Origin of the sequence: Streptomyces shenzhenensis, from assembly GCF_021462265.1 — a bacterium.
In the GTDB taxonomy this organism is placed as follows: domain Bacteria; phylum Actinomycetota; class Actinomycetes; order Streptomycetales; family Streptomycetaceae; genus Streptomyces; species Streptomyces shenzhenensis.
This window is the reverse complement of sequence record NZ_JAJONF010000055.1, coordinates 17,686-37,849: the sequence shown is the minus strand read 5'-3', so window position 1 is coordinate 37,849 and position 20,164 is coordinate 17,686. Positions and strand designations below refer to the sequence as shown.

22 protein-coding genes and 1 pseudogene are annotated in these 20,164 nt (G+C 72.0%); 15 read left to right on the top strand and 8 right to left on the bottom strand.

The genetic code is table 11. The annotated features are described in order from the left end of the window. Nucleotides 1–83: 83 nt before the first annotated feature. Nucleotides 84–656, bottom strand: coding sequence for a TetR/AcrR family transcriptional regulator (locus tag LQ326_RS41050; protein WP_372497087.1), 573 nt, complete (start codon nucleotides 654–656; stop codon nucleotides 84–86). A 62-nt stretch (nucleotides 657–718) separates the two neighbouring features. On the opposite strand from LQ326_RS41050, the gene LQ326_RS41045 reads away from it, so the two are divergent. After that, on the top strand, nucleotides 719–1,690 hold the full coding sequence (locus LQ326_RS41045; RefSeq protein WP_234544170.1) for an SDR family NAD(P)-dependent oxidoreductase: 972 nt from the start codon (nucleotides 719–721) through the stop codon (nucleotides 1,688–1,690). 304 nt (nucleotides 1,691–1,994) lie between these two features. On the opposite strand, the gene LQ326_RS41040 is transcribed toward LQ326_RS41045, so the two are convergent. Next, nucleotides 1,995–2,906: an SDR family oxidoreductase gene (locus LQ326_RS41040; RefSeq protein WP_234544169.1), complete on the bottom strand. Its 912-nt coding sequence runs from the start codon at nucleotides 2,904–2,906 to the stop codon at nucleotides 1,995–1,997. 99 nt (nucleotides 2,907–3,005) lie between these two features. Here LQ326_RS41040 and LQ326_RS41035 point away from each other — a divergent pair, with 99 nt between their 5' ends. From LQ326_RS41035 to LQ326_RS41025, 3 genes are all read left to right on the top strand, one after another. Further along, nucleotides 3,006–3,626 (top strand): TetR/AcrR family transcriptional regulator, encoded by a 621-nt coding sequence (locus LQ326_RS41035; RefSeq protein ID WP_234544168.1) that lies wholly within the window; start codon nucleotides 3,006–3,008, stop codon nucleotides 3,624–3,626. A gap of 161 nt (nucleotides 3,627–3,787) precedes the next feature. Beyond that, the gene (locus LQ326_RS41030; RefSeq protein ID WP_234544167.1) at nucleotides 3,788–4,033 is read left to right on the top strand and encodes a hypothetical protein; all 246 of its coding nucleotides are present in this window, start codon (nucleotides 3,788–3,790) and stop codon (nucleotides 4,031–4,033) included. Beyond that, complete coding sequence (locus LQ326_RS41025) at nucleotides 3,999–4,244, top strand: hypothetical protein (protein ID WP_234544166.1); 246 nt, start codon at nucleotides 3,999–4,001, stop codon at nucleotides 4,242–4,244. The genes LQ326_RS41030 and LQ326_RS41025 overlap by 35 nt, the downstream gene beginning before the upstream one ends. A 148-nt stretch (nucleotides 4,245–4,392) precedes the next feature. On the opposite strand, the gene LQ326_RS41020 is transcribed toward LQ326_RS41025, so the two are convergent. Then, complete coding sequence (locus tag LQ326_RS41020) at nucleotides 4,393–4,863, bottom strand: MarR family winged helix-turn-helix transcriptional regulator (RefSeq protein ID WP_234544165.1); 471 nt, start codon at nucleotides 4,861–4,863, stop codon at nucleotides 4,393–4,395. A 66-nt stretch (nucleotides 4,864–4,929) separates the two neighbouring features. On the opposite strand from LQ326_RS41020, the gene LQ326_RS41015 reads away from it, so the two are divergent. Then, entirely contained in the window at nucleotides 4,930–5,490 is a 561-nt protein-coding gene (locus LQ326_RS41015) for a carbonic anhydrase (protein ID WP_234544164.1), read from the top strand. Between the two features lie 26 nt (nucleotides 5,491–5,516). Here the strand turns inward: LQ326_RS41015 and LQ326_RS41010 are convergent. Beyond that, nucleotides 5,517–6,023 (bottom strand): annotated as a pseudogene (locus tag LQ326_RS41010) (helix-turn-helix domain-containing protein); the annotation flags it as partial. 21 nt (nucleotides 6,024–6,044) lie between these two features. On the opposite strand from LQ326_RS41010, the gene LQ326_RS41005 reads away from it, so the two are divergent. The 4 genes from LQ326_RS41005 (at nucleotide 6,045) to LQ326_RS40990 (ending at nucleotide 8,550) form a co-directional block, all read left to right on the top strand. After that, a complete protein-coding gene (locus LQ326_RS41005) occupies nucleotides 6,045–6,185 on the top strand; it encodes a hypothetical protein (protein ID WP_234544199.1) in 141 nt (46 codons plus the stop codon). Between the two features lie 2 nt (nucleotides 6,186–6,187). Further along, entirely contained in the window at nucleotides 6,188–6,571 is a 384-nt protein-coding gene (locus tag LQ326_RS41000; RefSeq protein WP_234544163.1) for a luciferase domain-containing protein, read from the top strand. Between the two features lie 165 nt (nucleotides 6,572–6,736). Next, nucleotides 6,737–7,243, top strand: a complete 507-nt coding sequence (locus LQ326_RS40995; protein ID WP_234544162.1) for a SigE family RNA polymerase sigma factor — start codon at nucleotides 6,737–6,739, stop codon at nucleotides 7,241–7,243. 29 nt (nucleotides 7,244–7,272) lie between these two features. Next, a complete protein-coding gene (locus tag LQ326_RS40990; RefSeq protein ID WP_234544161.1) occupies nucleotides 7,273–8,550 on the top strand; it encodes a hypothetical protein in 1,278 nt (425 codons plus the stop codon). Between the two features lie 76 nt (nucleotides 8,551–8,626). On the opposite strand, the gene LQ326_RS40985 is transcribed toward LQ326_RS40990, so the two are convergent. Next, nucleotides 8,627–9,175 carry a DUF2267 domain-containing protein gene (locus LQ326_RS40985; RefSeq protein WP_234544160.1) on the bottom strand — a complete coding sequence of 183 codons (549 nt, stop codon included), beginning with the start codon at nucleotides 9,173–9,175 and terminating at the stop codon, nucleotides 8,627–8,629. 241 nt (nucleotides 9,176–9,416) lie between these two features. On the opposite strand from LQ326_RS40985, the gene LQ326_RS40980 reads away from it, so the two are divergent. From LQ326_RS40980 to LQ326_RS40960, 5 genes are all read left to right on the top strand, one after another. After that, nucleotides 9,417–9,719, top strand: coding sequence for a hypothetical protein (locus LQ326_RS40980; RefSeq protein ID WP_234544159.1), 303 nt, complete (start codon nucleotides 9,417–9,419; stop codon nucleotides 9,717–9,719). 467 nt (nucleotides 9,720–10,186) lie between these two features. Continuing rightward, complete coding sequence (locus tag LQ326_RS40975; RefSeq protein WP_234544158.1) at nucleotides 10,187–12,946, top strand: helix-turn-helix transcriptional regulator; 2,760 nt, start codon at nucleotides 10,187–10,189, stop codon at nucleotides 12,944–12,946. 161 nt (nucleotides 12,947–13,107) lie between these two features. Further along, complete coding sequence (locus tag LQ326_RS40970; protein WP_234544157.1) at nucleotides 13,108–13,932, top strand: alpha/beta fold hydrolase; 825 nt, start codon at nucleotides 13,108–13,110, stop codon at nucleotides 13,930–13,932. Between the two features lie 69 nt (nucleotides 13,933–14,001). Then, nucleotides 14,002–14,325 (top strand): putative quinol monooxygenase, encoded by a 324-nt coding sequence (locus tag LQ326_RS40965; RefSeq protein ID WP_234544156.1) that lies wholly within the window; start codon nucleotides 14,002–14,004, stop codon nucleotides 14,323–14,325. A gap of 72 nt (nucleotides 14,326–14,397) precedes the next feature. Beyond that, nucleotides 14,398–15,090: an SDR family NAD(P)-dependent oxidoreductase gene (locus LQ326_RS40960; protein ID WP_234544155.1), complete on the top strand. Its 693-nt coding sequence runs from the start codon at nucleotides 14,398–14,400 to the stop codon at nucleotides 15,088–15,090. 184 nt (nucleotides 15,091–15,274) lie between these two features. Here LQ326_RS40960 and LQ326_RS40955 read toward each other — a convergent pair whose 3' ends face one another. Beyond that, nucleotides 15,275–16,231: a GlxA family transcriptional regulator gene (locus LQ326_RS40955; RefSeq protein ID WP_234544154.1), complete on the bottom strand. Its 957-nt coding sequence runs from the start codon at nucleotides 16,229–16,231 to the stop codon at nucleotides 15,275–15,277. A gap of 144 nt (nucleotides 16,232–16,375) precedes the next feature. On the opposite strand from LQ326_RS40955, the gene LQ326_RS40950 reads away from it, so the two are divergent. After that, nucleotides 16,376–16,843 (top strand): hypothetical protein, encoded by a 468-nt coding sequence (locus LQ326_RS40950; protein WP_234544153.1) that lies wholly within the window; start codon nucleotides 16,376–16,378, stop codon nucleotides 16,841–16,843. Between the two features lie 146 nt (nucleotides 16,844–16,989). Here the strand turns inward: LQ326_RS40950 and LQ326_RS40945 are convergent, their stop codons facing one another. Together LQ326_RS40945 and LQ326_RS40940 are read right to left on the bottom strand one after the other, a co-directional pair. Further along, nucleotides 16,990–18,510 (bottom strand): MFS transporter, encoded by a 1,521-nt coding sequence (locus tag LQ326_RS40945; RefSeq protein ID WP_234544152.1) that lies wholly within the window; start codon nucleotides 18,508–18,510, stop codon nucleotides 16,990–16,992. Nucleotides 18,511–18,573: 63 nt separating this feature from the next. Then, the gene (locus LQ326_RS40940; protein WP_234544196.1) at nucleotides 18,574–19,836 is read right to left on the bottom strand and encodes a DUF445 domain-containing protein; all 1,263 of its coding nucleotides are present in this window, start codon (nucleotides 19,834–19,836) and stop codon (nucleotides 18,574–18,576) included. Between the last annotated feature and the right edge of the window lie 328 nt (nucleotides 19,837–20,164).

Here is a 20,164-nt window from a genome sequence, read left to right as displayed (position 1 = left end):
GCGCGACTCCTGTGGCTGGTGTACTCCGCGCACCGGTGGTGCAGCAGCTGCATCCGCCGCCGCCAAGAAGGCCGGGAGCCCTTTCAGCGCACCAGGAGACCGATAGCGACCGCCAGCCGTTCGAGGTAGGACTCCCGTGACGCGACCTGATGCTTGAGGCCGATCGATGCGCTGATCATCGTCTGTGCGACGGGGCGGGCCGCCTCTCGCCCCGACTCGACGGCGATCGCGTCTGTGATCAGCTCCTCGAAACGTCGCGGCGCGGTCTCGACGATCTCTCCGAGGATGCCGGGATTGCCCTCGATAACCGTCGCGACATCGCGCGCCAGCGGGCCGATGTAGCGACCGGCCCAATGGTCGAACGCTTCGACGAGGCGCTCCGAAAGGGGGCGGCCGCTGTCGGCCAGGACCCGTTCGACCGCGGTGATGTCGCGATCCAGGGCCTGGGTGACCGCGGCACGGAACAGAGTCTCCTTCGAGGAGAAGAGGAAGTAGAGCCCAGGCCGGGAGATGTGCGCCGCCCGCGCCACCTCCTCCATCGAGGTCTTCCGGTAACCGAATCGCGCGAACGTGGCCATGGCGGACTCCAGCACCATGGTCCGACGGTCGGCATCAGCGACTGTCGACGGCGGGTGGCCGGCGTCGGGACTGCTCATGGAGCGAGCATACGAGCGAGAACCGTACTATACAAATCGAGCCTAGTGCGTATAGTCGCGCCATGGACGCTCGCAGACTCATCTCCACGCCCTTCACCTCCTCCAGCACCGCGGACGAGGTGCTGGAGGACATCGACCTCACCGGCTTCCGTGCGATCGTGACGGGAGCTTCCTCCGGACTCGGGATCGAGACGGCTCGTGCGCTGACCGCTGCCGGGGCGGAAGTGACGCTCGCCGTCCGCAACACGACTGCGGGTGGCGCCGTCGCCGAGACGATCGGAAAGTCGACCGGGGGGATCCGGCCCCGGGTCGTCCGGCTCGACCTCGCCGACAGGGCCACCGTCACCCGGTTCGTCGCCGCGTGGGGCGGCCCGCTTCACCTGCTGATCAACAACGCCGGCGTGGTCACCGGCGGCCTCGAACGAACGCATGAGGGCTGGGAGCTGCAATTCGCGACGAACCATCTCGGCCACTTCGCGCTGGCCACCGGCCTTCACCACGCCCTGGCCCGGGGAGCGGCCGACCACGATGGAGCACGGATCGTCTCGGTCAGTTCGACGGCGCACATGCGGTCCGGCATCGACTTCGACGACCTCCACTTCGAGCGCCGCAGCTACGACCCGCAGATCGCCTACGCCCAGTCGAAGACGGCGAACTCCCTCTTCGCCGTCGAGGCGACCCGCCTGTGGGCGGCCGACGGCATCGTCGCCAACGCGGTGAACCCCGGCGGTATCGCCACGGGACTGCAGCGGAACTTCACACCGGAACAGAAGGCGTCGCTCGACGCGGCCGAGGCCGCCGGGGTCTTCACGTACAAGACGGTCGAGCAGGGGGCCGCCACCAGTATCGTCGCGGCCGTCGCCCCCGAGTTCGCCCACTCCGGAGGCCACTACCTCGACGATGCACAGGAGGCCTACACCGTGCCGAACGACGCCGACCTCGCGCAGCACCCGCATGGTGTCAAGGAATGGGCGCTCGACCCCGTCGCCGCCAAGCGCCTCTGGGCCCTCTCGACCGACCTGCTCCGCGTCTGACCTCTCGACGCCACGACATGCCGCGCCAGGGCAACCTGTCGCACGCCCGTGAGAGTGATCCGAAAGAGAAGACCCGGCAACCCGTCACAAGGCGTGACGACCCTTGGAGTTGTTCGGCACGCCTGAGTGTCGCTCTACGCCAGCACGGGACGGGGACGGGTGAGTTCGCCGGCCGGCCGTTTCGACGGTCCTGAAGCGGGCGGATGGCCCGAGCACATGAAACCCCGTACGCCCCGTACGCCCCGGCCACCCCGGCTCGCCCCGGCCGCCCCGGCCGCCCCGGCCGCCCCATACCGGCTACCCGCTACCGGAACGCCCGCAGGTTGCGCCCCACCCATCCCCCGAAGGCGCCCGCCGGGCGCCCCAGTACGGTCTCCACGTCAGGGCTGACCCTCAGCTCCGCGGGGAGCGGTGCGCCCAGGACGTCCAGGGTGCCCGTGACCGCCTCCTCCGGCATGACGCGGGACATGGCCGCGTGGGCCTCCTCGCGGGGGAGTTCCACGAGTGTCACCTCCTCGCCCAGGGCCGCGGAGATCACCGCCGTCTGCTGACGCGGGCTGATCGGTTCCGGGCCGGTCAGTTCGTACACGCGGCCCCCGTGGCCGTCCTCGCGGAGCGCCCGCGCCGCCACCGCCGCGATGTCCGCCGGGTCGACGACCGGGAGGGCCACGTCGGCGAACGGGGCGAGGACCGTGCGCTTGGCGCGGATCGTCTCGGCCCACGCGAAGGCGTTCGACGCGAAGCCGCCGGGCCGCAGGATCGTGAAGTCGAGGCCCGAGGCGCGTACCGCCGCCTCGTACTCGCGCAGGCGGGCGTGTGAGGGTGCCTCCGGGCGGGTCGCGCTGACCTGGGAGGAGACCAGGACGACCCGTTCGACGCCGGCGTCCGCGGCCGCCCGGAGCAGGAGCTTCGGGTGCTCGCCGAAGGCGTTGAGTTCGCCTCCCAGGACGATGAACAGGGCCCGGGCGCCGGTCAGCGGCTCCCGCATGCTCGCCGCGTCCCCGACATGGGCCTCGGCCCACCGGACGCCGGGGACGCCGGGGACGCCGGACGACGTCTGCCGGGGATGCCCGGGGTCCCCGTAGTCCCCGGGGTTCCGAGGGTTCCGGTGGTCCTGGGGATTCCGGGACACCGCCACCACCTCCTCGCCCGCCTCGGCCAGCAGGTCCACCAGCGTCCGGCCGATGTTGCCGGTCGCACCCGTCACCGTGATCATTGCCGTCTCCCGTTGGGCAGCTAGTTAGTTAGTTGACTGACTTACTGGTCGACGCAGACGCTAGCACGGACAACCCAACCGCTGTCTATAGTCAGTTGGGTGACCAACTCAGTGGATCGGCGGGCACGGGCCTCGCAGAAGCGGCAGCGGCTGATGGCGGCTGCCGCCAAGGTCCTGCACGAGCAGGGCGTCGAGCGCACCACCCTCGCCGACATCGCGCGGGAGGCCGACGTCCCGGTCGGGAACGTCTACTACTACTTCAAGACCAAGGACGAGCTGGTCCAGGCCGCCCTCTCCGAGCACACCGCGTACCTCGACGAACTCACCGGCCGCCTCGACCGGTTGCCCGACCCGCGCGACCGGCTCAAGGCGCTGGTCGAGGCGTGGGTCGAGCAGCGTGACGTCGCCGCCCGGTACGGCTGTCCCACCGGCACCCTGGCCGCCGAACTCGGCAAGCGCGCCGACGGGACCCTCGACACGGAAGCCGGCGCCGTGATCCGGCGGCTGCTGGACTGGGCCGCACGTCAGTTCCGTGAGATGGCACTGTCCGGCCCGGATGGCCCGGACGGCCCGAACGGCCCGGACAACCCCGACGACCTGGCCCTCACCCTCGTCGCCGGTTACCAGGGCATGTCGCTGATGGCCCACGCGCTGCGCGACCCGGACGTCATGACTCGTGAAGGCGCCCGTCTCCGCCGCTGGCTCGACTCGCTCCAGTGAGTGGTGTGCATCGTGAAGTGGCAGGTCACGGGCCTGGCGTGCTTCCGCGCTCCGGTGCTCGTGCTGGTCACGCGCGGCAGTCTGCCGTGTAGATCGTCGGGCAGGGGGGTCTTCGTGGGCTCTGACCCGTTCCAGCCTGCGATGCTCCTACGCTCCCGGGCATGGTGGACCCCGAGGTACCGGAACGGATCACCGCGCGCCGCGCGGAATTGGACGAGCCGGAAGAACACCTGGTCAAGCAGTTGGACGAGGTGTTGGCCGAGCGGGACGAACTCGCAGTCGCCGAGCGGGTCCTGACGCGGATGAGCGAGCGGACAGCTGGGGAACGGGCTGCCGTCACTCCGGCGTCAGCGCAGGGTCGGCGGGCGCGCGATGCTGCTGGTCCCGCACCGCAGCGACAGCGTTGACGAGACCGCGCTGTCCGACGACTACCGCCGGATCCTGGCGATCGTGCGAGCCGCCAGCGGTCCGATGCAGGTGCGGGCGGTGGGCGAAGAGCTGGGCCTTCAGGTGGAGGTGCGCGAGAAGCCGGAGCCGCTGCGGGCGAAACTGGTCAAGCTCGCGGACCGCGGCTGGCTGCACAAGCGCCGCGACGGGAAGTTCACCGCACGGCTGTAGCCGTCCCGGCCCTGCACGCCGCAGGGGCGCATCGCGCCGACGTGCCGCTCCAGCCACGGGCTCTGCCGGACGGCCCGAACGCGGCGCCGTCCTCGGCGAGTGGGCGGGCGCCGTGGTCGCCGTAGCCTCCCGGGGCGGACGTTCGTGGTCAGCGGGGCCGTGGGGCGAGTTCGAGGGCGGTGAGCCAGCGGTCGAGTGCGTCGACGGCGTCCTCGTCGACCGCGCCGCTGATCCATGCCTGCGCCCGTTCCCAGGCGGGCTGGGCGTCCGCCAGTGCCTGGTGGCCGGCGTCGGTCACGACGACACGGGTCGTTCGCCCGGTTGCCGACGTCTCTGCAGCGCGGACGTAGCCGAGTTGGGCGAGCAGGTCAAGGTTGCGGCTGATCGTGGAGCGCTCGATGCCGAGCCAGCCGGCGATCTCCGACGGGCGGGCGGGCTCACCGGAAGCGGTCATCTCGGAGAGCACTTCGACCTGCGGCAGGGTGAGTCCCGACTCCCGCAACTCCGCCTCGAAGCGCCGCGAGACGAGCCGGTGCAGCCGCGCGATGCGCCTGCCGAGACACCGGTCCGCCATCCACAGGGCTTGCCGCTTCGGTTCTTCCGATCCTTGGTGTTGCATATGCACCTCCTCGTATGTAGCGTAGCCGATGCAGTCAATGTTGCAGATACACCACATGGAGGAATCGTGTCGGACTTCGACGAGTTCTTGAAGCGCAACCAGGTTTTCGCGGCGAACGTCGACCTCGCCCGGTTGGCGATGCCCACATCGATGCCGGAGCGGCTGCCGCTGGTGCTGGTCTGTGCCGATCCGCGAGTCGAGCCCGCAGGCTTCCTCGGGATCGGAACCGGGGACGCGGGAGTGCTGCGGAACACGGGCGGACGGGTGGACGGCCGGGTGACCGAGGACATCGCGTATCTGGCGGTGCGGCTCGGGGTCAGGATGGACGTCGCGATCGTGCATCACACGCAGTGCGGCACCGGCCTGCTCGCCGACCCGGCGTTCCGCCGCTCTTTCGCAGATCGCACCGGAGGCGGCGACGACGTGCTCGCCGAGCGCGCGGTCACGGACCCGGCCGCGACCGTGCGGCGCGACGTCGAGAAGCTCCTCGCCGACCCGCTGATGACCAGCGAGGTCCTCGCGTCTGTGTCGGGATACGTGCTGCGACTGGAGACCGGGCTCGTCGAGACCGTCGTCGAACACGTCGTCGAGACCGCCGCCGAACCCGTTGCGCCGGCCGGCAGGTAGCCGAGCGGGAGGCGAGCGTCGGCGGGTCAGTCGAGGATCGTCGCCGCCTGCCAGGCGCCTGGGCGCAGGCCCGTCGCGTTCAGGAAGAAGAGCGAGAAGTTCGACGGGTCCGGGAACCCGAGTTCGCTCGCACACCGCGCCGCGGTGACGCGTTCGTGGGCCAGCAGGCGCTTCGCCTCGAGCACGATCCGTTCCACGATGTACGCCTTCGCGGTACGCCCGGTGACCTGCTGCACTGCCCGGGTCAGGGTGCGCGGGGCGAACCCGAGCGCAGCCGCGTAGTAGCCGGCGTCGTGGTGGGTCCGGAAATACGCCTCGACGCTCGAGCGGAACAACTGGAACGTCGGGTTCGCCGAGCGCGCCTCGTAATGCGGGGGCTCGACGCGGGTGATCAGTGCGGACAGCAGGATCGCGGGTAGTTCCGTCGACGGGTCCTCGGCCACGGCGGCCGCCTCGAGAACAAGGTGCCTGCGCGCCGCGTCAACGAACGGCCAGGACTCGGCGGGCACCGGCCACCGGGCCACGAGATCGGGGACGCCGGCACCGGCGGAGGCATGGTCAACGTGGCCCGAGGCCTGGGCACCGCCGTCGGCGTCCCCGCCGTCACCCTCGCCCTGCACCTCGCCCCGCCCGCCGCCGTCCTCGCCATCGCCGCCACCCGCTCCAGCGACCGGTCCACCCGCCCGGAGATCTGACCATGGACGACACCCGGCTGCGCGCAGCCCTTGCCCACTTCCCGGACCTCTTCATCGCCCCGGCGGCCTGCGGCATCGGCTGGGCGGCGCGCACCCACTACCGCGAAATCCTCCACCATCACGGCCCCGCCACCGCCGACGTCCACCTCACCCGCCCGCTGATCGAACGCCTGCGCCCGGAGTCCGCCCTCATCCGCCTCCATCCCGACGGCGGACGGGTGACCGTCACCCTCGACGGATCGCAGACAGCGCTCGACCTCCTGCTGAGCCTGCTCAGCCTCGCCCTGTCCGCCGACCGCCTCGTCAACATCACCAACCTCGCCTGGCGCGCCCCCTGCACCCTCCAGGCCGCCGAAGACCGTGAGAAGGCGCCCGCCCAAAGCTGACGGGACGTCATAAAAACCGCCGGCGAGCGCTTCTCGACTTCCGTCCGGCACCGGCCCCAGTGAGAGCCTCCTCTGAGAATCCTGAGATTCCTCTGAAACATTTTCCCGGGCCCACCGCATCAGTGAGGTGAGCGGCAGAGTGCCGGGGACGGGGGAAGCTTGCGGATGAGTCAGAAAGCTGGGGAGGACTACGTCGAGTTCGCCGCGGCACGGGCCGGGCATCTGTACCGGTCCGCCTGTCTGCTCACCGCCGGGGACACCCACCTCGCGGAGGACCTGGTGCAGGAGGCCCTCGGGCGGATCTACGTCCGCTGGGGCCGGGTCTCCCGTGCCGAGAACCCCGCGGGGTACGCCCAGACCGTCCTCAGCCGGACCTTCCTCGCCCACCGGCGGCGGTTCAGCAGCAGGGAGCGGGCCAGGGACTCGTTTCCCGAGCTGGCCGACACCGGCGCCGATCCCTCGCTGCGGCTGACCCTCCTCGACGCGCTGGCGCGGCTGCCCGCCAAGGACCGGGCCGTCGTCGTCCTGCGGTACTGGGAGGACCGGTCGGTGCACGAGACCGCGGACGCGCTCAACATGAGCTCGGCTGCCGTCCGTACGCGGTGCGTGCGCGCCCTCGCGCGGTTGCGCGAGCTGCTGGGCGAGGATCTCGCCGAGTACGCCCGCTCCTGACATCAACCTTGTGGAAACGGTGGTTCGTCATGCCCGTGGAGCAGCGGCACAGCGACAGCAACAGCAGTAACGACCAGGCCTTCGAGGTGCGGCTCGCCGCCGCCCTGCACGCCGCAGGCGACACCTTCGAGGCCGACCGGGGCGCGCTCGTCGCCGCCGGTACGGTGCGGGGGCGGCGGCGACGGCTGCGGCGGCGGGCCACCGTGCTGGGCGGCGCCGCCGGTGTCGCGCTCGCCGGTGTGGGCGGGGCGCTGCTGGTGCCCTGGAGCGGATCGTCGTCCGGACAGTCCCCCTCCGCCGTGCGCACCACCCCGCGCCCCGTGCTCTCCCCCACCGCCCGCGGCGTCACCGCGGACGAGATGATCAACACGCTGGAAGAGCTGCTGCCCGAGGGGAAGTTCGGCAAGCCGCGGGGGCGGGGCGTCGACGCGAGCGACCCGCTGGTGGCACCGTACGCGCAGGTCGTCTACGACGACGGGCACGGCGCCGCCGCCATCAGCGTCGCCGTGAACCGGGTACTGCCCGGCGGGAACGAGGCCCGGCAGGCCACCCAGTGCCCCGACAAGGTGTTCATCCCCTACGACAGTTGCGTCACCAGCCATCTGCCCGACGCCTCCGTCGTCACCGTCCTGAAGGGCTACGAGTATCCCGACCGGCGCGTGGACACCAAGCTGTGGACCGCGAACCTGGTCACCCCGGACGGCCATCACGTCTCCGTCAGCGAGTGGAACGCCGCCGCCGAGAAGGACGCACCGATCAGCCGGGACCAACCTCCGTTGTCGACAGAGCAGTTGAAGGCGTTGGCGGCGGCGAAGGAGTGGCGCGGGGTCGTCGACGCCATCCCTGAGGACCCCCGCCAGACCCAGGAGCCGCCCGCCGCCCCGGATGACGGCAGGAGGACCCGGCAGATCCTCACCTCGCTGATCCCCAAGGGGCTGAAGGTGGTGGGGCACGCGAGCGACGACGACGGCCAGTTCACCTACGTCGTCGTCGACGACGGGCACGGCAGGAGCCTCGTCCAGATCAACGTGCAGCCCGACATGTCCGACGTCGCGAAGCAGTTGTTCGGGGCCGGGTCCGAGACCCTCGCCGACGGGACGCGGGTCGCCGAACACAAGGGGCCGGGGGAGAAGGGGGGCGACGGGGTCGTCATGTGGACCGCCGACACCCTGCGCACGGACGGCTTCCGGGTCGTGGTCAGCGCCTTCAACTCCGGGTCGCAGATGACCCCCGCGACCCGCGCGACCCCGGCGCTGACCATGAAGCAGCTCCGCGCCATCGCGCTCAGCCCGAAGTGGCGGTCCTAGCCGCTGGTTTCAGGAAGACGGCGATGCCGCGATCGCGGGGCGGCGGGGCCGGCCCGCTCCGGCCGGTGACCCGCTCTCAGTCCGGGGCGACCAGGTTGTAGCGGGCCAGCTCGGCCCGGCCGAACAACAGGGCGTAACCGGGCGGGAGCTGGGTGAGCAGACGGGTGGTCAAGGGCTCGCCGACCGTCTCCGCGAGGACGCCGAGGACCGAGCTGACGTCCCAGCGGGCGGTGGCGGGGCTCGAGCCCTCGATGTGCGCGGCCACCGAGTCGACGAACCGGCGGGCGGTCAGCGGGGCGGCCGCCGGGATCTGGGCGGCGATCAGCTCGGCCGCCTCCAGTGGGAGGGCCTGGGTCAGCACCGGCCGTTCGTCGCCGGTGACGTGGTCGCCCAGTGCCGACAGAACGATGCGGGTGACCTGCTCGGCCCGCGCCCGCGTCGGGTACTGGCCCGCCTGCCGCACGGCTTCGGTGAACTCCTGCCAGCCTCCGGTACGAACGGCGTGAACGGCATGAACGGCATGAACCTTACGGGGGCTCGGGGCCGGAGAGGGAGAAGTGGCGGGCGCGGTGGCGGGCGCGGGGGCGGCGATGGTGGCTCTCGGCTGCGGGCTCGTCACGGTCATCGTGCTGACTCCTCTTCCGGGCGTCTCCGGGAACTCCGGGGCGGGGACGGGGGGGCGCGTCGATACGCGCCGGTGCCACGCCGGGTACCCCGAAAATCGGTGGCCATGGCACCGATTCGGCCAATGTGGGGCATGCGTGCGGTGCGGTGGGAGGGGCGGGCGAGGTGCCGGTCGGCCCCTCGGCTAGCCTCGGGAGGTCCCGGAGACGGAGCAGGAGAAAGCAGGAGAAAGGGAGAAGGCCATGGCCAGGGTTCCCAGTTCGGTGATCGCGGCGAGCGGTCTCGTCGGCGGCTACGGCGTCGCACGCTGGACTAAGCAGCGGCCGCTGGGCGGGGCCGTGCTGGCCGTCGCCGGGGCCGCGGCCGCGCAGCAGTGGCGGCAGCGGGCGGGCGGGAAGGCCGCGGGGGCGCTGTCCGCCGCGTACCTCGCCGCGTTCGCGGGGTCGCATCCGCTGGCCAAGAAGGTGGGCGCCTGGCCGGCGGTCTTCGGGGTGGCGGGCGCGGTGGCGCTGGCGTCCTGGGCCGTCGCGGATCGGCGAGCCTAGGCGGGGCCTTGGTGGCGGAGACCTGAGCGGGGTGGCCTGGCGGAGACCTGAGCGAAGGTCCGAGCGGACGCCCGAGCGGGGAGGCCTGGAAGCCGTTGCTCTATCGATCTTGGTGGGCGTGAGTTCGAGATCGTCGGCCCGGTCGGGTGTTCTTCTGGCCGGCCGAGCATGAAAGCGGGGCCTCCCGCACAGCTCGTGGGTGTCGAATCCGCCCGAGCAGGAGGCCCCTGGTGCTGCGGTCTTCCGTGCCGGCGTCGATGTCGTCCGACTCGGGATCTCTGTCCTGTGATCGTCTCGCTCACCGGTTCGGGAACACTGGAGACCGGCCGTACAGGCGACCGAAGGATCCGTCTGACGTCCCTCGGTGAAATACTTCCCGGCCATGGGCGAGGCCGGCCGTTTCGGCTGCTCCGCACGGCAGGATGAGGGACACAGCGGATGCGGAACGGGCAACATCAGTGACAGGCATGGGCTTGGACCCGACCGGACTGGTCGGCCGGGAGCGTGAGTTCGCCGATCTCGCGGCCTTCCTGGACACGGTCGCGGCGGGCGGAGCCGCCCTTCTGCTCACCGGGGATCCGGGGGTGGGCAAGACCGCGCTGCTGGACGCGGCCGCCGAGCTGGCGGCGGCCCAGGGCATGCGGGTGGTGCGCGGGAGCGGCGTCGAGTACGAGACGGACATCAGCTTCGCGGGGCTGCACCAGCTCGTCGTCGCGCTGGCGCCCGAACTCGACCGTCTGCCGCGGTCCTCGCGAGAGGCCCTCGACGTGGCGCTCGGTCTGGGCGCCGGTCCCGCGCCGAACCGGATCGCCGTCCTGAACGCGGCCCTGGCGCTGTTCGGCGAGGCGGCGAGGGAACAGCCGCTGCTCCTGGTGGTCGATGACCTGCATGTGGTCGACGACGCGAGCCGGTCCGCAGTGGGTTTCGTGGCCCGACGGCTGGTGGGCCATCGCATCGGGCTGCTCGGCGCCCAGCGGACGGAGGCCGACGCGCCCGCCCCGCCCACCGGCCTGGCAGAACAGGAGATCGCGCCGCTCACCGACGCGGATGCCCTGCGGCTGTTGTCCCGGCGCTTCGCTCACCTGCCGCGCCGCATCCTGTCGGGCGTGGCGCGAGATGCACAGGGAAACCCGCTGGCACTGCTCGAGTTCGCCGCCTCCACCAGTGTCTCCGGCGACCGGCAGGGCACCGCAGCGGGGTGGGGAAGCGGCCCGGGGCGGGATGTCCGTGCGCTGTACGCCGCCCGCGTCGCGCGGCTGCCCCAGCGGACGCGCGAGGTGCTGCTGCTCGCGGCGCTCGAGGGTTCCGGCGACATCCGCGTGCTGGAGGCGGCCGACGGGACGGGCGGGCTCGACCACCTCGCGCCCGCGGAGCGCGACCACCTGGTCAAGGTCGCGGAGAGCGGCCGCACCGTACGCTTCCGGCATCCGCTGGTCAGGTCCGCGGTGGTCGACGGCGCCACCGGCGAGCAGCGGCGCAGCGCCCACCGCAAGCTGGCCCTGGCGCTGGCCGACCAGCCCGAACGCCGCGGTGATCACCTCGCCAGAGCCACGACCGTGCCCGACGAGGAGGCCGCCGCCGTCATCGAGTCGGCGGCCCGCAGCAGCCTGCGGCGCGGCGACGCCGACGGCTCGATCACCAGGCTGCGGCGCGCGGCCGAGCTGAGCCCTGACCGGGCCGCCCGCAGCCGCCGCCTGTCACAGGCCGCCTACGTCGCCGCCTGGGTCGCGGGCCATCTGGACGTCAGCCACGAGATCATGCGCGAGGTGCAGGGCGACCCGGCGGCCCGGTCACCGGCGGCGGCCGCGGCGGCCGGCTTCCTGGTGCTCGTCACGGACGGGGACGCCGACACGGCTCACGCGCTGCTGAAGGAGGCGGTCGAGCAGGCCCCGCTCCCGTCCGGCCCGCTCCGCGGCGAGTGGGAGACCGCGTTGTTCACCCTCACCCTCGCCAGTCAGTACTCGGGTCGGCCGGAGCACTGGCAGCCGCTGGCCGAGCTGCTCGCCGGCATTCCCGAAGCCTCGCCCGTCGCCGCGGCGTCCCTGGCACGGGTCCACCACGACTCCGGCTCCGTCCCCGAGGACCTGCTGCGCCGCCTGGACGAGGAGATCGCACGGCTGAAGGACCAGAGTGACGCCGATGTGGTCATCCGCACCGCCCTGACCGCCTCCTACCTGGACCGGCTCCCGGGCTGCCGCGAGGCCGTCACCCGGGTCATCCGCGACGGCGGCGCGGTGGGGGCGAGCATGCCGGCCCTGATCTTCGTCGCCCTGGACGACCTGTACGCCGGCCGGTGGCAGCCCTCGGCCGACGCCGCTGCCGAGCTCATCGCGCTCTGCGAGGAGACGGGCTATCACCTGTTTGCCCAGGTGGGGCACTATGTAGCCGCAATGGCCGCAGCGCAGCGCGGCGACCTCGACGCCTGCCGTGACCACTGCGAGGCGGTGTGGGGCTGGTCGGGACCACGGGGCCTGCGGAGGCTGGAGAACTGCGCCCACCAGGCGGCGGCCCGGGCCGCGCTGGGCGCCGCCGACTTCGAGACGGCCTACCGGCACACCACGGCGATCTGCGCCCCCGGAGAGCTGCCGCCCTTCAACCCCGAGGCGCTGTGGTGCGCACCGGACCTCGTCGAGGCCGCCGTGCGCACCGGGCGGCACGCGGAAGCGCGACGGCACGCGATCGCGCTGCGCGACTCCGGGGTGGCCCGCCTGTCGTCGCGGTTCGCGCTGAGCACGGCCAGGGTCGCGGCGATGACATCGCCCCCCGAGGCGATGGCCCGGTGCTTCGAGGAGGCGCTCGCTCTGCCCGGCATCGAACAGTGGCCCTTCGAGGTCGGCCAGGCGCATCTGGCGTACGGGGAGGGGCTGCGCCGTCAGGGACGCAGCCGCGAGGCCCGGGTGCATCTGGCCGCCGCCCACAGTCGCTTCGAGGAGCTCGGCGCCCACGCGTGGCAGACCCGGGCCGCGGCGGAGCTGCGCGCCACCGGCATGACGCGCACGGGCCGGGGCAAGGCCGGTGCGGCACTCACCCCGCAGGAGCTGGAGGTCGCCCGGCTGGCGGCGGCGGGGCTGTCGAACCCGCAGATCGCGTCGCGTCTGTTCCTCTCACCGCGGACCGTCTCCTCCCATCTCTACCGGGTGTTCCCGAAGCTGGGGATCACGGCCCGGGCCGAACTCCGCGACGCTCTTCAGGCAACGCCTCCCGAGTCGTCGGCCGGCCGGCCGTGAGGGCCTGGCGCCCGGGCCGCACCACTGCCCCGGCCCTGGGCTAAGCACCCCGTCGGCCGGATGTCAGCCAGCTGACGGAGGCTGTCGGCACGGTGGCCGGGCCATTCTCGTGGGGACATCGCATCCGCCCGGCATCCGGGCGAGACCACGAGGAGCACAGCATGCCGTTCGTCACCACCGGCGACGGAGCCGAGATCTTCTACAAGGACTGGGGCTCGGGCCGGCCGGTCATGTTCCACCACGGCTGGCCGCTGAGTTCGGACGACTGGGACGCCCAGCTGCTGTTCCTCCTCCAGCGTGGTTACCGCGTCATCGCCCACGACCGTCGCGGGCACGGGCGCTCCGTCCCGGTCGGCCACGGGCACGACATGGATCACTACGCGGCGGACGCCGCCGCCGTGGTGACCCACCTCGACCTGCGCGACGTCGTCCACGTCGGCCACTGTGCCGGTGCCGGAGAGGTCGCCCGCTACGTCGTCCGGCACGGTGCCGGCCGGGTCGCCAAGGCCGTCCTCATCGCGGCGGCCCTGCCGCTCATGGTCCAGACGGAAGCAAACCCGCACGGGCTGCCGGCCGAGGTCTTCGACGGCTTCCGCGAGGGCGTGGCCACCGACCGCTCCCAGTTCTACCTCGACCTCGCCGCCGGACCGTTCTACGGCTTCAACCGACCGGGCGCCCACGCGTCCCAGGGCGTCATCTGGAACTGGTGGCGTCAGGGGATGGCCGGCAGTGCCCAGGCCCACCACGCGGGGATCAGGGCACTCTCGGAGACCGACTTCACCGACGACCTCAAGGCGATCGACGTGCCCACGCTCCTGCTGCACGGCGACGACGATCAGATCGTGCCGCTCGCCGACTCCGCCGCACGGGCGGTCACGCTGCTCAAGGACGCGGACCTCAAGGTCTACCCGGGCGCGTCGCACGGCATGTGCACCGTGAACGCCGACACCCTCAATGCCGACCTTCTCGACTTCATCAGCAGCTGACACCGGCTCGGCACCACTACCGACACCGGCACACAGCTCATCACCACGGAAACAGAAAAGGGATTCACCATGACCGCAACACCCACCGGCTACGTGACCGTCATCTGGGACGCCAAGGCGAAGGCGGGCCGGGAGGCCGACCTCAAGGCGTTCATCACCGCGGCCGTCACCCCCTCGCGCAACGATCCGGGCAACATCGACTACGAGGCCCACGAGGTCGAGGGCCGGCCCGGCGAGTTCGTCATCTACGAACGCTGGGAGACCCGCGCCCACCTCGACGCCCACCTCGCCGCGCCGCGCATGCAGGAACTCGTCCCGCAGATGCTCGAACTCATCGAAGGCTCCGTCGAGGACGGCATCCGCCTGCTGCGCCGCTTCCGCCCCGCCCGCTGAAGCCGAGCGCCCTCGGCAGCGCACCGGCGCCGACGACACCTACCGACCACACGCAGCAGAAGGAGAGCAGAAGTGACCACCACACTGATCACCGGCGGCAACAGAGGCCTCGGCCACGAGATCGCGCGCCGCTTGATCCAGGCGGGCCAGACGGTCTGGATCGGAGCCCGGGACGCCGAAACGGGCCGCGAGGCCGCCGACCGGCTCGGCGCCGCCTTCGTGCAGATGGACGTGACCGACGACGCATCGGTCGACGCGGCGGCCGAGACGCTGCGCGCACACGTCGGCCACCTGGACATCCTCGTCAACAACGCCGGAATCCTCGGCGAGGTGACCCCACCCGAGGACATGACGGCCGGCCACATACGCCACGTCTACGACACCAACGTCTTCGGCCTGGTGCGCGTCACGCACGCGTTCCTGCCCCTGCTGCGTGCGGCGGCCGCGCCGTCCGTCATCAACGTCACCAGCGGCCTCGGATCGTTCACGCTGACCCAGGACCCGGAGCGTGTCGAGTCGCAGTATCCGCTCGCCGCCTACGGCTCGTCGAAGAGCGCGGTCACCATGCTGACCATGCAGTACGCCAGGACGATCCCCGACGTCCGCTTCAACGCGGTGGACCCCGGCCAGACCGCGACCGAGTTCACCGGCCGCATCGGGCAGAGCGTCGAGGAGGGCGCCGAGGCCGCGGTGCGCATCGCCACTCTGGGGCCTGACACGCCCACCGGAACGGTGACCGACCGCGCCGGGGTGCTCCCCTGGTGATGCGGCCGCCTCCGGCGCCGCGACAGCCCTGAGCGCCGCATCCCCACCCGGCCGCGGCGTACCCCCGCCCGGCACGCCGGTCAGGGCTGGGTCAAGCTGTCGCCGGCAGCCCTGACCGGGATCTGTGCAGACCCGTACCGGCCGCCGCCTTTCCAGTGGAAACAGCGAAGGTCCGAGCAGAGACCTAAGCGTCTGAGCTGCGGAAGGCCCGGCGGTATGCCTGCGGACTCGTGCCGACCACCCTTCGGAACCGCTCGCGGAACGCCGTCGGCGAGCCGAAGCCGGCCTGGGTCGCGATGCGCTCGACGGGGTGGCCGGTGGTCTCCAGCAGGTGCTGGGCCCTGCGTACCCGCGCCCGGTGCAGCCACTGCAACGGCGTCGTGCCGGTCTGGTCGCGGAAGCGGCGGTTGAGGGTACGGGTGCTCATGCCGGCCCGGTCCGCGACCTCGTCCAGGGTCAGGTCCCGGTCGCAGTTGTCCTCCAGCCAGGCCAGCAGCGGCTCCAGGGTGGCGCCGGCGGGGGCGGGCGGCTGGTCGTGCACGATGAACTGGGCCTGGCCGCCCTCCCGTTCCAGCGGCATGACCGACATCCGGGCGGTGTGCGCGGCGACCGCGGAGCCGTAGTCCCTGCGGACCAGGTGCAGGCACATGTCCATGGCCGCGGCCGCGCCCGCCGAGGTCAGGAACTGGCCGTTGTCGACGTACAGGACGTTCGGGTCCACCTCGATCGCCGGGTGCCGGGCGGCCAGGGCGTCGGCCGCCGCCCAGTGGGTGGTGGCGCGCAGCCCGTCCAGCAGGCCGGTGGCCGCGAGGACGAACGCCCCGACGCAGACCGACGCGATCCGGGTGCCGTGCGCCGCCGCCGCGCGCAGGGCGTCGGCGACCTCGGGCGGCAGGGCGGCGGCGGGATCCGCGACGCCCGGCACGATGATCGTGTCCGCCTCGGCCAGCGCGTCCAGCCCGTACGGCGCTTTGACGGTGAACGCGCCGCCCGCCGCGGTCACCTCGTCCGCCGGGCCGCACACCCGCACCCGGTAGGCGTCCCGGCCGTCGGGCAGCCGGGCCCAGCCGAAGGTGTCGATCGGCACGGTGAAGTCGGACGGGATGACCTGGTCCAGGACGAGTACGGCGACGGTGTGCATGGCAGGAACGTAATCGCTCAACGGGTTCCCGCCAAACATGGAACCGTTTCCCAGGCAGTCGTCCGGCACCGCTGGCGAGAATCCGTCGAAGCGTGGCACTATCGCCGCTTCTACGCGATCACCCGGCCGCCTACGGTCGTCGCCGTGACCAAGTTCCTCCTCGCCGTCCATGTCCTCGCCGCGATCGTCGCCGTCGGTCCCGTCACCGTCGCCGCCAGCATGTTCCCGCCCGCCGCCCGGCGCGTCATCGAGGCGCCGGACGACGTCCGGGCCGCCGAGACCCTCCAGCTGCTGCACCGGATCTGCCGGCTGTACGCGGTGGTAGGCGTCGTCGTCCCGGTGTTCGGGTTCGCCACGGCGAGCAGCATGCACGTGCTCGGCAGCGCCTGGCTGATCACGTCGATCGCGCTCACCGCACTCGCAGCGGCGGTGCTGGCCGCGCTGGTGCTGCCCCGGCAGAGCGCGCTGGTGGAGGGCGGCGGGGGCAGCGCGGACGGTGCCACCCGGCAGGCCACCGTCCGGCTGGCCATGTTCACCGGGCTGTTCAACCTGCTGTGGGCTGTCGTGACGGTCCTGATGATCGTGCGGCCGGGTTCGACGACGGGCGCCTGAGAAGCGGGCGCGCGAATCAGTCAGTGGGGGCCGTCGGTGGAGGCCCCGTTCGCCGGGGCTGGGCGGGGAACGGGGCCGGAAGACGAAGCCGGGGGCCGGGGGCCGGGGGCCGGAGACACGTTCGCCGGCGTCGGCCGGGTGCCTTCCTACGCCCGCGCCTTCGCCGTCCCGCTCTCCGCCGCCGCCGTCAGCGGGCGGGCGATGTCCTCCAGGGACCGGCGCTCGGCGTTCACCGCGCACACCGCCGCCACCAGGCCCGCCGCGCACATCAGGGCCGCCCCGATCTGGAAGGCCAGCACGGTGTCGGCCACCTTGCCCGTCCCCGTCAGGTCGGCGAACAGGAGCGGCCCGCTGATGCCGCCGGCCGCCGTGCCCAGGGCGTAGAAGAACGCGATGGACATCGCCCTCGTCTCCATCGGGAAGATCTCGGAGACGGTCAGGTAGGCGCTGGAGGCGCCCGCGGAGGCGAAGAAGAGGACCGCGCACCAGCACGCCGTCAGGGTTGCGGCCGTCAGCACACCGCGGTCGAACAGCCGGGCCGTGAGGAAGAGGAGCAGGCCCGACAGGAGGTACGTCGACGAGATCATCACGCGTCGGCCGACCGTGTCGAACAGCTTGCCCAGCAGCAGGGGGCCGAGGAAGTTGCCGACCGCGATGACCACGAAGTAGTAGCCCGTGTCCCCCGTCGGCACGTCGAAGAACGTGGTGAGGATCGCGCCGAAGCCGAAGGTGATCGCGTTGTAGAGGAACGCCTGGCCGATGAAGAGGGAGAAGCCGAGGACGGCCCGGCGCCGGTAGTCCTGGAAGACGGTACGGGCGATCTCACCGAACGTGACGCTCCGGCGCTGGTGGATCACCAGCTCGCCCTCGGCCGCGGGCAGCCGCTTGCCGGTCTCGTCCGCCACCCGGCTCTCGATCGAGGAGACGATCTCCTCCGCCTCGCGCTCCCTGCCGTGGATCAGCAGCCAGCGCGGGCTCTCCGGGACGTTGCGCCGTACCAGCAGGATGACCAGTCCGAGGACGACGCCCAGCGCGAAGGTCAGGCGCCAGCCCACGCCCTTCGCCAGGAAGTCCGTGTTCAGCGCGACGATCGACAGGAGCGAGCCGCCGACCGCGCCCACCCAGAAGCTGCCGTTGATGATCAGGTCGACGCGCCCCCGGTGGTGCGCCGGGATCAGCTCGTCGATCGCCGAGTTGATCGCCGCGTATTCGCCGCCGATGCCGAAGCCGGTCAGGAAACGGAAGGTGAAGAACCACCAGGGGGCGAAGGAGATCGAGGTCAGAGCGGTGGCCGCCAGGTAGACCGCCAGGGTGATCATGAAGAGTCTCTTGCGGCCGTAACGGTCGGTCAGGCGGCCCCAGAAGAGGGCGCCGAAGCAGGCGCCGACCACGTAGAGGGCCGCGGCCGTGCCGGTGACCTGGGAGGAGGAGATCGCGAGGCCGCTGCCCGGTTCGGAGAGGCGGCTCGCGATGTTTCCCACGACCGTGACTTCCAGGCCGTCCAGGATCCAGACCGTGCCGAGGCCGATGACGATCGTCCAGTGCCAGCGGGACCAGGGGAGCCGGTCCAGGCGGGCCGGGATGCGGGTGGTGATCGTCCGGCCGCCGGCTGTCCCGCCCGCGCCGCCCACGCCGTCCGCGCCGCCCACACCCGTAGCCGTACCCATCGCGCCTCCTCGACCGGGAGAGAACAACCGGAATCGAAGGCCGTGTGCCCGGCTCCGGGCGCCTTACGCCCCCAGCGCGCGCGACACCGTGAAGATCAGCACCCCGGCCAGCGACCCCACCACCGTGCCGTTGATCCGGATGAACTGCAGGTCGCGGCCGATGTGCGCCTCGATCTTCCGGGTGGTGTGCTCGGCGTCCCAGCCGGCCACCGTGTCGGTGATCAGGGACGTGATCTCCGTGCGGTACGTCGTCACGACGTGCACGGCCGCGCCCTCGACCCAGCTGTCCACCTTGTCCTGGACCTTGGGCTCGGTGGCCATCCGGGCGCCCAGAGAGATCAGGGAGGCGCGGACGCGCAGCCGCAGCTCGCTGCGCTCGTCCTCGGCCGCCGCGACGATCATGGATCGTACGGCCGTCCAGGCGGACGCGATCAGGTCCTGCACCTCGCCGCGGCCCAGCACCTCGCCCTTGAGCCGCTCGACGCGGGAGCGGGTGTCGGTGTCGGACTGGAGGTCGTTCGCGAAGTCCGAGAGGAAGCGGTCGAGGGCGCCGCGGGCCGGGTGGGACGGCATGTCGCGCATCTCGGCGCAGAAGCGCAGCAGTTCCTTGTAGACGCGCTCGCCGACCCGCCGGTCGACGAACCGGGGCGTCCAGCCGGGCGCGCCGCCCTGGACGGCGTCCATCACGGAGTCCCCGTGCAGCACCAGCCAGTCGTGCGCCCGGCTGACGACGAGGTCCACGACCCGCTTGTGGCCGCCGTCGGCGACCACCCGTTCCAGCATCTTGCCGATGCCGGGGGCGATCTCCTGGGCGTCGGCGCGCCGCGTGATCGCCTCCCCGACCACCGCCTGGACGTCGGAGTCCCGCAGCACGGCCAGGGCGCCGCGCAGCGCGGTCGCCAGCTCGGCGGTGACCCGGTCGGCGTTCTTGGGCTCCGCCAGCCAGGCACCGAGCCGGCTGCCGATGCCCACGGCGCGCAGCCGTTGCCGTACGACGTCGTGGGAGAGGAAGTTCTCTCCGACGAACTCGCCCAGGGAGACGCCGAGCTGGTCCTTCTTGTGGGGGATGATCGCGGTGTGCGGGATGGGCACGCCGAGGGGGTGGCGGAAGATCGCCGTCACCGCGAACCAGTCGGCGAGCGCGCCGACCATGCCGGCCTCGGCGGCCGCGGCCACGTAGTCCGCCCAGGTGCCGGCGCCCGCGCCGGACGCCCACTTGGCCAGCGCGTACACCAGGGCGACGAGCAGCAGCAGGCCGGTGGCCGTGCGCTTCATACGCCGGACGCCGGCCTGGCGCTCCTCGTCGGCGGGTGTGAAGGCGTTCATGGACTTGTAGGACGGCGGGGACCCGGCGGCGGCCGGCCGGCCGGTCACCGGAGCGTCCGCACCGCCGTCGCGGTCCGCCGTTCCCGTACGTTCCACCATCTGCTCCACCCGTTCGCAGCCGGTCTCACCCTCGCGGTGATCCCGCACATATTGTCCCTTCCTGAGCTACTCCCGGGACCGGACGAGAGTTCCCGCCGGCTGTCCGTCCGGGAAATTCCGGCGGGATGTTCCGCAGGCGGCCCTCTCTGCGGGCGGACCGGCGGCCCCGTCAGCCGGCCGGGTCGGAGATCCGGTCAGCGGTCCGGTCAGCGATCCAGTCGGCGATCCG